Origin of the sequence: Pollutimonas nitritireducens (assembly GCF_002849615.1) — a bacterium.
Classification (GTDB): domain Bacteria; phylum Pseudomonadota; class Gammaproteobacteria; order Burkholderiales; family Burkholderiaceae_B; genus Pollutimonas; species Pollutimonas nitritireducens.
Window position 1 is genome coordinate 173,457 of the sequence record NZ_PDNV01000005.1, and the last position, 11,532, is coordinate 184,988.

General features: G+C 57.7%; 9 protein-coding genes. 5 read left to right on the forward strand and 4 right to left on the reverse strand.

Going from position 1 to position 11,532, the window contains the following annotated elements; genetic code table 11:
• Positions 1–34: 34 nt before the first annotated feature.
• The gene (locus CR155_RS08845) at positions 35–2,032 is read left to right on the forward strand and encodes a DUF8189 domain-containing protein (RefSeq protein ID WP_102069654.1); all 1,998 of its coding nucleotides are present in this window, start codon (positions 35–37) and stop codon (positions 2,030–2,032) included.
• A 15-nt stretch (positions 2,033–2,047) separates the two neighbouring features.
• Here CR155_RS08845 and CR155_RS08850 read toward each other — a convergent pair whose 3' ends face one another.
• Positions 2,048–2,827, reverse strand: a complete 780-nt coding sequence (locus tag CR155_RS08850) for a PRC-barrel domain-containing protein (RefSeq protein ID WP_102069655.1) — start codon at positions 2,825–2,827, stop codon at positions 2,048–2,050.
• A gap of 143 nt (positions 2,828–2,970) precedes the next feature.
• On the opposite strand from CR155_RS08850, the gene CR155_RS08855 reads away from it, so the two are divergent.
• Entirely contained in the window at positions 2,971–5,235 is a 2,265-nt protein-coding gene (locus tag CR155_RS08855; protein ID WP_143705190.1) for a heavy metal translocating P-type ATPase, read from the forward strand.
• A gap of 10 nt (positions 5,236–5,245) precedes the next feature.
• Here CR155_RS08855 and CR155_RS08860 read toward each other — a convergent pair whose 3' ends face one another.
• The gene (locus CR155_RS08860; RefSeq protein WP_102069657.1) at positions 5,246–5,446 is read right to left on the reverse strand and encodes a heavy-metal-associated domain-containing protein; all 201 of its coding nucleotides are present in this window, start codon (positions 5,444–5,446) and stop codon (positions 5,246–5,248) included.
• A 103-nt stretch (positions 5,447–5,549) separates the two neighbouring features.
• Between CR155_RS08860 and cueR the strand changes: the two genes are divergently transcribed.
• The 3 genes from cueR to CR155_RS08875 all read left to right on the forward strand — a co-directional run bounded on the left by cueR (position 5,550) and on the right by CR155_RS08875 (position 9,257).
• Positions 5,550–5,972 (forward strand): Cu(I)-responsive transcriptional regulator, encoded by a 423-nt coding sequence (cueR, locus tag CR155_RS08865; RefSeq protein ID WP_102069837.1) that lies wholly within the window; start codon positions 5,550–5,552, stop codon positions 5,970–5,972.
• 1 nt (position 5,973) lies between these two features.
• Positions 5,974–6,822: a pirin family protein gene (locus tag CR155_RS08870; RefSeq protein WP_102069658.1), complete on the forward strand. Its 849-nt coding sequence runs from the start codon at positions 5,974–5,976 to the stop codon at positions 6,820–6,822.
• A gap of 299 nt (positions 6,823–7,121) precedes the next feature.
• Positions 7,122–9,257, forward strand: a complete 2,136-nt coding sequence (locus CR155_RS08875) for a TonB-dependent receptor domain-containing protein (RefSeq protein WP_102069659.1) — start codon at positions 7,122–7,124, stop codon at positions 9,255–9,257.
• A gap of 29 nt (positions 9,258–9,286) precedes the next feature.
• Here CR155_RS08875 and CR155_RS08880 read toward each other — a convergent pair whose 3' ends face one another.
• Together CR155_RS08880 and CR155_RS08885 are read right to left on the reverse strand one after the other, a co-directional pair.
• Entirely contained in the window at positions 9,287–10,774 is a 1,488-nt protein-coding gene (locus tag CR155_RS08880; protein WP_439650429.1) for an efflux transporter outer membrane subunit, read from the reverse strand.
• A gap of 47 nt (positions 10,775–10,821) precedes the next feature.
• A complete protein-coding gene (locus CR155_RS08885) occupies positions 10,822–11,532 on the reverse strand; it encodes an ABC transporter ATP-binding protein (RefSeq protein ID WP_102069660.1) in 711 nt (236 codons plus the stop codon).

Sequence of the window (11,532 nt, forward strand, 5' to 3'; positions counted from 1 at the left end):
CACAACTCCTCGGCGCTTCTGAAAGAATCTGAAATTGAATAAACAATGGCTTACACGCGGCGCCTGCCTGTTATTCCTGGCCGGCGCAATCACTGCCCACGCGGGGCCGGCATTTGTTCAATGCAATGGCATCAAAGACCTCGTTTTTGTCGCACATCAGGACGACGATCTGCTGTTCATGAATCCCGATATCCAGTCCACTATCGATTCAGGCGGGTGCGTTCAAGTGGTATACCTTACTGCCAGCGAAAGAGGTGAGGGCGAAGGCTACATGCTGGGCCGCGAACGCGGGGTACGGTCTGCATATTCCTATATGGCGCAGGAACCCAATATATGGGCCGAGGATTTCGCGACCATCCATGCCCGACGCGTGGCACGCTTTACTTTGCACGGGAACAAGCGGCTGCAATTGTTGCACCTGCGTCTTAAGGACCCATGGCTGGGCAAAGGTTGGGGTAGCTTGACACCCCTCAGCCGGACCGAATCGGTCGTCGGAGCAACGGTCGAATCATTAGGGCCCGCTGCCCAGACCTATTCCCGGTCCGACCTGGTCGAATTTATCGAATATATCATTCAGGACTACCAGCCTTCCACCATCCGGCACATGGATGACAGTGTTACGGTTCCCTACGAGCGCTTGTGCTGGGGCTGCGCCGGCCACTCCCATCCCGACCATATCGCAAGCGCGCGATTGGTTCACGATGCAATTACCGGGCATCCGGGTAATTATGCCGAAGTGGCTTATCTCGATTATCCCAGCCAGGAACGTGCGGCAAACCTCTCAGCCACGGAGATCAACCAGAAGACTGAAGCTTTTCGACGTTACGCCTGGGATGACTACCGTTACTGTGCCAATGCCTCGCTATGCCGGGAACCAGCGGGCCCTGCGGCGGCCTGGGTGGGGCGTGCTTATTATGTTTCGCGTCACGACGAAGCACCGTCCCTGCTAAGTCGATCCGAGGGCGGTTTCTTGTTGTTTGCAGTAGGCGAAGCGAATGCTGCGGCCAATACATGGCAGAGCGTTGCGAACCAGTGGATCAGCCTGGGCGGACGTACTGCAGACTCCATTGCAGCGTTCAAGCGCAATGACGGCCGTGCGGCGGTCTTTGCACGGGATGCAACTGGCCTGGCATGGGTCAGCAACCAGACTCCAGCTGGAAGTTGGACAACTTGGCAACAGGTAGCCGGCAGCCGGATCACTTCCTTGCCTGTCGTTTCGACGCAAGGGCCATTGCTCGCGATTGCAATGGGCAACGATGGCTTCCTCCGCTATGCCGCAGCGCAATCAGGCACGGGTACGTGGGCGCCGTGGCGGGTCATGCCGCCACTACCTGGGGTCCTTCCGCAAGTGGCGCTCGCGTACGACAATACAGGTGCATCCATAGTGTTCGCCACTGACGGGGAGGGACGTCTGTGGCATGGCAGCTACCGGGGCGACTGGTCCCCATGGCGCCAAATGGAAGTGCCCCAGACTGACGGGGGCCTGGCGGCAATGCAAAATGCCGATCATGTCATCGAATTGTATTTACGCGAAAAATCAAGCGGCCACCTGCTCCGGATCACGCAGCAGGCCGACGCCGTGTCGGGTTGGTCGCAACCGATCGATTTGGGCGTCGTCTTTATCAACCACCCAACTATCGCCTTGAACGAAGCAGGGGAGGTCGCGGTGGCGACCCTCGAAAGGCGCGACGGACCCTTATGGTTGATTGAGGCAGGCCGGACTATAAAAGTCGCGACAAAAGTGGGTTCACTGCCTGCGCTTCAAACCATAGACGGAGCGTTCCACGTGGCGGCGAGGAGTCCTGAGGAACCGCAGGCTTACTGGGTTCGTGTCCGGCGCCATGGCGTCTGGGAAGCGCCGCTGTTGCTTGCAGCGCCACCTGCACATGGCGGTGGAGCCTTCCAACCAGTACCGGCCACAGATGTTGTTCCGATAAAGCCATTGCCTTCGCGCTATGCCCTCCAACCCCCACTACCCGTGACAGCGGCTACCCGCACGGTCGCGACCGTGTCCGCGCGGGTACAGCCTTAGCATCGATAATTCCGCCTAGTCCCAATAAGTTCGACGGCCGTAATGTTCGTGCAGTTGCACTTCATATGGGCGATCCAATGGAATGTCTTCATCATATTCCGGGCTGTTCTTTATTTGCTCGCGCGTCAATTTGGTCTGAACCGTGGAGTCCGACCAGTCAATGCGCTCGATCCATTGGGTACCCAGCAATACTTTCTTGCCTCCGGGCCACCAATTGCGGGTATCGACCAGCAGGTACCTGACCGCCCAATCCTTATCATCAAAGATGAAGTCCTTGACATGGCCAATCTCGTCGTCAGTGCCCAGGATATGGTATCCGCTGGTTTTGTCGCTGCTGCGCAGGTGCGTGTCCTGCTGCGCGTCATTGATCCGTTCGGCCAAGTCTTCGGGCCGCTGGTTCATCGGAGGGGTGCCCACCGTGTCCGCCGCGGGATACTCTGGATGGCCGGCAGCTCCCCAAAGATAAGGACCCGTCCAATAGTTGCCGTAGCCGTAATACTGTGAATAGTCGCCTTCCAACTGGCGCGAAATAGGCTGGTGCGTGTCGATGTCGGGGCTGTTCTTGACTTGCTCGCGGGTCAGTGAAACCTCGATGATTCCATCTTCGTCGTTGATACCCACAACGGAATAGGGAGAGATCAGCACTTTGCGACTCGACAGCCAAGAACCCGTTTCTACCACGAGGTAACGTACGCCCCATTGTTCATCGTCGAAATAGACCTCTTCCACGCTACCCAATTCGTCGTCGGTGGCCTGGATGGTATAGCCGTGCACACTGTCTATGGTACGTAACATTAGCATTCTCCTTTGTTAATCTCGACAGCCTTCGAGCAAGCGCCGTGCCTGCCCGGATCCAAGTTAGCCTTGACCTTACCATCGTTGTAGCGTTTAGCCTATCTGGACATTAGCACTAACTGTTCAACCACAAGGGTCTCTCCATGAATGCTGTCCCGTCCAACTTAGCCTCGGCTTCAACAGCCCGCCTCGATATTGAGGGAATGACCTGCGCGTCCTGCGTGGGCCGCGTGGAGCGTGTGCTCAAGACCGTGCCGGGTGTCGTCAGTGCCTATGTGAACCTCGCCACAGAGCGCGCGGATCTGACTTTCGCGGGAGTGGCAGACACGGTCGCAGCAGTCAGTGCTGTTGAAAAGATCGGATACAAGGCGTCCGTGGCGAGCGAAGCTGGTAACGATGCCGTGGCGGATAGACATGACGCAGAAGCTTCCAGCCTTCAACGTGATCTGCTGATTGCCCTGATTTTCGCCTTGCCGGTTTTCGTACTGGAGATGGGTTCGCATCTGATACCGACGCTTCACGACTACATCATGCGAACAATGGGAATGCAGGCAAGCTGGTATATCCAACTGACATTGACCACCATTGTGCTGGCCATTCCTGGCCGGCGTTTTTTTAGCAAGGGAATACCCGCCCTGATGCGGGCAGCGCCAGACATGAACTCTCTGGTTGCGCTGGGAGCCGGGGCGGCCTATGCCTATTCCCTTGTTGCCACTCTTGCGCCGCAGTGGCTGCCCGCCGCCACCGTCAATGTCTATTATGAAGCTGCCGCAGTAATTGTTGCTCTCATCCTGCTGGGGCGGTTCCTGGAAGGACGAGCCAAGGGACGTACCTCTGAAGCGATAAAGCGGCTGGCTGGCCTGCAGGTCAAAACGGCACGAGTCTCCCGCAATGGCCAAATCGTGGAAGTACAAATTGCTGAAGTGAATCCCGGAGACATGATCGAATTGCGCCCCGGCGAGCGCATACCCGTCGATGGACTCGTCGTCCAAGGTACAAGCTTTGTCGATGAGTCTATGATCAGTGGCGAACCAGTCCCGGTGGAAAAAAGCGCGGGCACCCAAGTAGTCGGTGGCACCGTCAACCAGAATGGCGTACTGAATATCCAGGCGACGAAGGTAGGTAGCGACACCGTGTTGTCCCAAATAATACGGATGGTCGAAGATGCCCAAGGTGCCAAGCTGCCTATACAGTCGCTGGTCGATCGAATCACGATGTGGTTTGTGCCTGCCGTCATGGCGGCCGCGGCACTGACTTTTGTCATTTGGTTTTTAGTTGGACCCGATCCGGCACTCACCTTTGCTCTCGTGAATGCGGTCGCGGTGCTTATTATTGCCTGTCCGTGCGCCATGGGGCTTGCCACCCCCACATCCATCATGGTTGGTACCGGACGTGCAGCCCAGATGGGCGTCTTGTTTCGCAAAGGAGAAGCCTTGCAACAACTGAAAGACACCAAAGTGGTTGCTGTCGACAAGACTGGTACTCTGACACAAGGCAAACCGGCATTGACCGACTTCATTCTGGCAGCAGGATCCGACCGAAGCAGCGTTTTGGCGGCTGTGGCTGCCGTTGAATCCAGGTCGGAGCACCCCATTGCCCGTGCCATCGTCGAGGCGGCCACTGGGGAAGGCCTGATGCTTCCCGCCATCGATAATTTCACATCAGTTACCGGATTCGGCGTTCAGGCCGACATCGACGGTCATCGTGTTCAGGTGGGCGCCGACCGCTACATGCACAAGATCGGCCTGGACGTGGCACTATTCGAAGACGAGGCAAGGCGGATGGGTGACGAGGGAAAAACGCCCTTATACGCGGCAATAGAAGGCAAGCTTGTTGCGATGATCGCGGTTTCGGATCCCATCAAGGACACCACCGTAGCCGCCATCAAAAGCCTGCATGACCTGGGCCTGACGGTCGTGATGATCACCGGCGACAACCGGCGCACCGGAGAAGCGATTGCGCGCAAGCTCGGCATAGACCAGGTCATTGCCGAAGTGTTGCCGGACGGAAAGGTGCTGGCCGTCAAGCGCCTGAAGGAACAGTATGGCCTGATCGCGTATGTCGGAGACGGGATCAACGATGCACCGGCACTGGCGCAGGCCGACGTTGGAATAGCTATTGGAACGGGAACGGACATAGCGATCGAGGCCGCCGACGTCGTGCTGATGTCAGGCGACATGGGCGGGGTTGCCCGTGCCATTGCCTTGTCGAAGGCCACGATCAGGAATATCCAGCAAAACCTCTTCTGGGCCTTTGCCTACAACACTGCGCTCATTCCCGTTGCGGCCGGAGTACTGTATCCGCTTAACGGCACCTTGCTCTCACCGATATTCGCCGCGGGAGCCATGGCTTTTTCCAGTGTGTTCGTGTTGGGAAATGCCTTACGGTTGCGGCGCCTGAAGTTCTGAACCGGCTGCGTTACGATTGATGCGATGGCGAATAGCCCGCATCGCGTATCGCCGCAATGATTGCATCTGGATCGCTTGCACCATCGACCTGTACACGATGGCGGGACAGATCGATATTAACCACCGCTCCCGGGGATGCTGCCTGGACGGCCTTGGTAATGGCCGCCACACAATGTCCGCAGGTCATATCATTTACTTCGAAATCAAGCATTGCATTCTCCTTGATATGCAGCGACGTGCTGCATATGTGAGATAGCATAGGGGTTCCCATTATGGTAATGTCAAGTGAACAATCGCACCTACAGGGCACGAAATTGAATATTGGACAAGCTTCGGCTGAATCGGGTGTTACCGCCAAAATGATTCGTTATTACGAGAGCATAGGGTTGCTGGCTCCGGCGGAGCGCAGCGAGTCCGGCTATCGGCAATATTCTCCCAAAGACGTGCAGTCGCTGCGCTTCATCAAACGTTCCCGCGACCTCGGTTTTCCACTGGAACGGATCAAGGCATTGCTCGGCCTATGGCAAGATACCAGCCGCAAGAGCCGCGACGTCAAGTACCTGGCGCGTGAACACATTGCCGGACTCGACGAGCATATCGCCAAATTGCAGTCCATACGCGACGAACTTGAACATCTGGCCGACTGCTGCCATGGCGACAACCGCCCGGACTGCCCGATTCTTGCCGACCTGGCCAAGCCATATTCGTCCGCACGGGCCGATGCACGGAAGGAATGACATGCATCTCAAGACCATCAAGCGCATCCATGATGCCCATCGCGACGATATCGCGAATCTCATCACGCGTCGTCCGGTCCCGGGCCCACAGTTGGACCAGGTAGATCCCTTCCTGTTTCTCAACCACCATGGCCCGCAAACCTACGGTCCCGACAATTCGGGGCTACCTTTCGGCCCACATCCGCACCGTGGATTCGAAACCGTAACGCTCATCCTCCAGGGGGAACTCATGCATCGGGACAGCGCCGGCCATGAGAGCGTCATCAGGGAAGGCGGCGTTCAATGGATGACAGCGGGAAGTGGCCTGACACATTCCGAACTCTCGTCTGACGATTTCAAGCAGCATGGAGGCCCGCTTGAAATTCTGCAGCTATGGATCAACCTGCCTTCACATCTTAAAATGACACCTCCCGCCTACACGGGACTACAGGCCGATGCCATACCCATCGTCACGGCATCAAACGGGCTGGCCCGGATTCACCTCGTATCGGGTAGCTTGCCTGGTCATACCGGCCCGATACGCTCGCTGACCGGCGTCTTTATGTCGTGGGTGGATCTGCAGCCGGGCGCACAGCTTGAGTTTGCCGAGCTGGCGAATCGAAATGTATTCCTGTATATCGTCCGGGGTTCCGTGAAGATTCATGGGCAGGGCGTACCGGCCTTTACGCTGGTCGAGTTCAACGATGCAGGCGACAGTATCGCGCTGTCGGCCACCGACCATTCCACCATACTGTTCGGCCATGCAGAACCCATCGGCGAACCGGTCGTGTCCCATGGTCCATTCGTCATGAACACACGCGAAGAAATCATTCAGGCAATACACGACTTTCAGGCGGGCAAATTTTCATAGCAGTCAAACAGGACGGCGCGCGTCACCACCACCAATCGCAACGTCGAGAACCGGCAAGGGCGGGCTATGATCGCCCACTTGATGAATTTCGACGATGGCAGCACGCGCCTAACGCTTCTGGGAAAGCTGGACACGACCGGAGCCATCTTGACCCGCAAAGAAGCTATCCAAGCTTTCCCCAGTCGGGGGAGCGTGGCGTTGGTATTTGTTAGTAGTTTCCGAGGTAGGCAGTAGAAACAAAGTGTAGTATGTTGATGAACTGTCTCATTTTGGCCCCGGGGCCTTCAAGGATACTCGACATGCGGCGCCCATACTCTCGATTGACCATCCTTGCCGCTTCAGTCCTGTCGGCAACGTCGCCAGTCTTGGCGCAGCAGCCCCCCGAAACCCTTGCGCCCATCATTGTGCAAACCACGCGTACCGACGCCACGCTGCTGGAAACACCCGCGTCAGTGTCGATCATCGACGGTGACAGCATGCGACAAGGCAAACTCCAGGTCAATTTATCCGAAAGCCTGGGCAGCGTACCCGGTCTACAGATACAAAACCGCCAAAACTATGCGCAGGACCTCCAGATTTCCATACGCGGATTCGGCGCCAGGTCGGCTTTTGGCGTGCGCGGCCTACGCCTGTATGTAGACGGTATTCCTGCCACCATGCCGGATGGCCAAGGCCAAACATCCAATATTGATATCTCCTCCATTGACCGTGTCGAAATTCTGCGCGGCCCTTTCTCGGCCCTGTATGGAAACTCATCCGGCGGCGTCATCCAGGTCTTCTCTGAAGACGGTTCGTCTCCGGCTACGTTGTCAGCAGGTTTGGCTGCAGGCAGCTATGGCACCTATCGCTATTCGGCCAAAGCCAAAGGTCTTGCCGAACTTGGAAGCACGGAGCTCGATTACGTACTAAGCACGAGCCGTTATACAACGCAAGGCTACCGGGATCACAGCGGTACGCGCAAGAATCTGGGCAACATGAAACTGGGCCTTCAATTCAGCGACGACAGCCGCCTCACCCTGATCGGCAATAGCGTAGACATCAAGGCAGATGATCCCCTGGGCCTGGGGCGGTCAGCATTCGAGAACGACCCGCGCAGTGTTCATACCGGCGCGATCGACTACAACACGCGCAAAACCGTCAGGCAGACGCAAGGCGGCCTGATCTACGATCAAAGAATCAACACAAATCACGAACTGCGTGCCATGGTTTATTTTGGCCAACGAAAAACAACGCAATACCAGGCCATTCCTTTCTTTGCGCAAACCAGTTCCGCCAATCCCCTGCATGCTGGCGGCCTTATAGACCTCAAACGCGAGTATGGCGGCGCAGACCTGCGTTGGACCTCAAAGCTGGCGTTCGCCGGCAAACCCCTGACGCTTGTCGGAGGGATGGCCTACGATGAAATGACCGAGCAACGAAAAGGTTACTTCAATTTCGTCAACGCTCCAGCGGGGCGCCAGCTTGGTGTGCAAGGAGACCTGCGCCGTAACGAAACCAACAAAAGCTGGAATCTCGACCCCTATCTTCAGGCGTCCTGGCAGTTTGCCGAGCAATGGACACTAGACGCCGGACTGCGTTACAGCACGGTCGACTTCTCGTCAAATGATCACTACATTACCCAAATCAATAATGATGGCAGCGGCGATGCGCGTTACCAAAAGGCCTTGCCGATCGTCTCGTTGCGTTACGCCGCGACACCCGATTTCAGCCTTTACGCATCGGCGGGGCGGGGGTTCGAAACGCCCACTTTCAACGAAATCTCGTACAGGTCCGGGGGTCTGGCCGGTCTGAATTTTGGCCTGCAGCCATCAGTCAATACCAGCGTCGAGCTCGGCGCCAAGGTCCAAACCAAGGCGGGCCTGATCACGGCGGCATTATTCCAGACTCGTACCGAAGACGAAATCGTCACTGCCGAAAGTATTGGAGGCCGCACCGTATACCAGAATGCTGGCGGGACGCGCCGGAACGGCTTCGAGTTAGGCTGGACCGGAAAATTCCTCCATAATTGGCGCAGCGATCTGGCCTACACCTGGCTGGACGCCGAGTATCGCGACGACTGCGTTGCCCCCGCCTGTTCCAGTGCCATCCATGCCGGCAATAAAATACCAGGTATCGCGCGCCAGGCTGCTTATGCGGCCGTGGGTTGGGCACCACCCACCGGATGGCGAGCGGGTCTCGAAGCCCGCTATTTAAGCGATATTCAGGTCAACGATGCCAATAGCGAAACCACGCCTGCTTATTTCGTCGCTGCCATCAGTGCTGGGTACTTATGGCGTACCGGTCCTTGGGAAGTCAGTACCTTTGCACGCCTCGACAACCTGTTCGATCGGCATTATGCCGGTTCAGTCATCGTGAATGAAGGAAACCAGCGCTACTACGAGCCTGCTCCGGGCCGCCATTGGACCGCGGGTACGAATATTAGCTATTCCTTCTAATACAAGGATTGCAGTACGCCAGTGCGGCGTTACCTGACGACGCCACCGCCCAGAGCTTGAAATAAAGCAACGCTATCGGCCAAGCGTTGCGCCTGGGCCGCAACCATATCGATCCGGATTTGCTGTACCTGTTGCTGCGCGATGAGCAGCTGCAGGTAGCTGGCCGCGCCCAGCCGGAATTGCCGCTCAATCGACTGCAAGGAAGCCTGTGCAGCCGAATCAGCGACAGCGAGGGCAGTCAAGGTCTGGGCATCGCTTTCGACCGCGCGCAGGGTATCGGCGACGTTACGTAAAGACTCCAATACGACACTCTGGTAATTGGCTGCCGCCGCATCAAAAGCGGCTAGTGCCGCCCTTTTCTCAGCGGGCAGCCCTGGGTTGAAAAGAGGCTGTGTGAGCTGTGCAACCAGGCCCCACACCGCAGACCCGCCGCCGAACAGGGCACCGGCAGTCAGCGCTTGAGTGCCAAGGTCGGCGCTCAATGTGATCTGTGGGTAAAGCTTGGCGACTGCCACACCATAGTCTGCATTGGCCGCACGCAACAACGCCTCTGCCGCCTGAATATCCGGTCGCCGACGCACCAATTCCGATGGCACGACTAGCGGTAACTCGACGGGCAGCGTGAAATCCGCCAGAGTGAAGGAGGGGACACCACCCGTGCCCGGAGCGCGACCGGCAAGCACCGCCAGTAGATGGTCGGTTTGTTGCAGCTGTTTACGCAACGCAGGCAATCCAGCCCGTGTTTGCTCCGCCTGAGTTCGCAGGCTCAACGCTTCGTCAGGCGAGGCCTGGCCGATACGCACGCGTTCATGGGCTAACCGCAGTTGCTCATCTTGCGCATGCAGGATCGCGGTAGTGGCGTCCGATTGCGCGGCAAGGCGTGCTCGGGTGATGGCAGCGGTTGCCATGTTGCCGACGAGAGTCAGGCGCGCAGCATTCAGTTCGAAGCGGCGATAGTCGACACGGGCAGCCAAGGCCTCGAGTGCGCGCCGGTTGCCGCCAGCCAGATCCAGCGTGTAATGCGCGCCAACGCTGGCATTGTAGAGGCTGAATTGACGAACGTCTCCGCTCAACCCTTGGCTGCTGGGACTCATTTGCTGACGCTGGGATCCCAGTGCCAGGTCCAGCTGTGGATAGTGTGTCGAACCTGCTTTTGCGGCAAGAAGCTCCTGCGCCTGTCGTAAGTTGGCTCTGATGTTTGCCAACGTCGGGCTGGCAAGGAGTGCTTCATTCACCAGCCCGTCAAGTGCGTATGAACCCAAGCCCCTCCACCATTGCGTTTCGATCGGAAGCCCTTCAACCAGACGTTGTGCTGCGCCGAATTCCGTGGGTGCGGATGCGGTTCTGTCAGCCACCGATGTTGCCGTGTAGCGAGCAGCTTGGGGTGCGGCGGGTGACTGAAAATCGGGACCGGCGGCACAGCCGGTCAAACCGGTGACGACCAGCCCGACGATCAGGCCGGTTGCCGCAAGCCGCCTTCCGAGACGGATGGAACTCAGGAATAGAAGCGCTGGCATGTTTTGGCGCACGGGATGTGAACTTGACCGGCAGTGCAATCGTTCTCTCATTCGAACTCCCGTCCTTCGCCAGCTTCTTCATGGGTCACACCGTCGCGAATGTGATAGATGCGTTTAAAAGTAGGGATGATTTTTTCGTCGTGGGTAACCACGATGATGGCAGTCTTGAACGTCTTTGCCATGTCGTTGAGAATACGAATCACAGCCATGGCGCGCTCGCTGTCGAGGGGGGCGGTGGGTTCATCCGCCAGGATCACCGGCGGACGATTGACCAGTCCGCGGGCGATGGCGACCCGTTGCTGCTCTCCACCGGAGAGTTGCGAAGGCATGGCGCGAGCCCTGTGTTGCACATCAAGCGCCGTGAGCAGTTCCAGTGCCTTCGCGCGTGACGCCCCATTCGCGACACCTGCAAGCATGGGCAGCAGCGCCACGTTGTCGGTGACATCGAGAAACGGAATCAGGTACGGTGCCTGGAATACGAAACCGATCTTGTCGCGCCGCAAGGCGCGCAGGTCGCGGACTTTCCAGCCATTGTCGTAGATCACTTCATTGCCCAGCGTCATGCGACCGGCAGTCGGATCGATCACGGCACCCAGACACTTGAGCAGCGTGCTCTTGCCGGAGCCCGAAGGGCCGATCAGTCCGACCACCTCGCCGGGTGCCACCTGCATGTCTACATTCTTCAAGGCATCGACAGCGGTGTCGCCCTCGCCGTAGCGTTTTCTTAAACCTTCGATTCGAATGCCGTTGCCACCCAT

Bases quoted from the DNA above. Each gene is read 5' to 3' on its own strand.
- CR155_RS08850 (WP_102069655.1), bottom strand. From the start codon at position 2,827: ATGTTACGTACCATAGACAGTGTGCACGGCTATACCATCCAGGCCACC.
- CR155_RS08855 (WP_143705190.1), top strand. From the start codon at position 2,971: ATGAATGCTGTCCCGTCCAACTTAGCCTCGGCTTCAACAGCCCGCCTC.
- CR155_RS08860 (WP_102069657.1), bottom strand. From the start codon at position 5,446: ATGCTTGATTTCGAAGTAAATGATATGACCTGCGGACATTGTGTGGCG.
- CR155_RS08870 (WP_102069658.1), top strand. From the start codon at position 5,974: ATGCATCTCAAGACCATCAAGCGCATCCATGATGCCCATCGCGACGAT.
- CR155_RS08875 (WP_102069659.1), top strand. From the start codon at position 7,122: ATGCGGCGCCCATACTCTCGATTGACCATCCTTGCCGCTTCAGTCCTG.
- CR155_RS08880 (WP_439650429.1), bottom strand. From the start codon at position 10,774: ATGCCAGCGCTTCTATTCCTGAGTTCCATCCGTCTCGGAAGGCGGCTT.
- CR155_RS08885 (WP_102069660.1), bottom strand. From the start codon at position 11,532: ATGGGTGGCAACGGCATTCGAATCGAAGGTTTAAGAAAACGCTACGGC.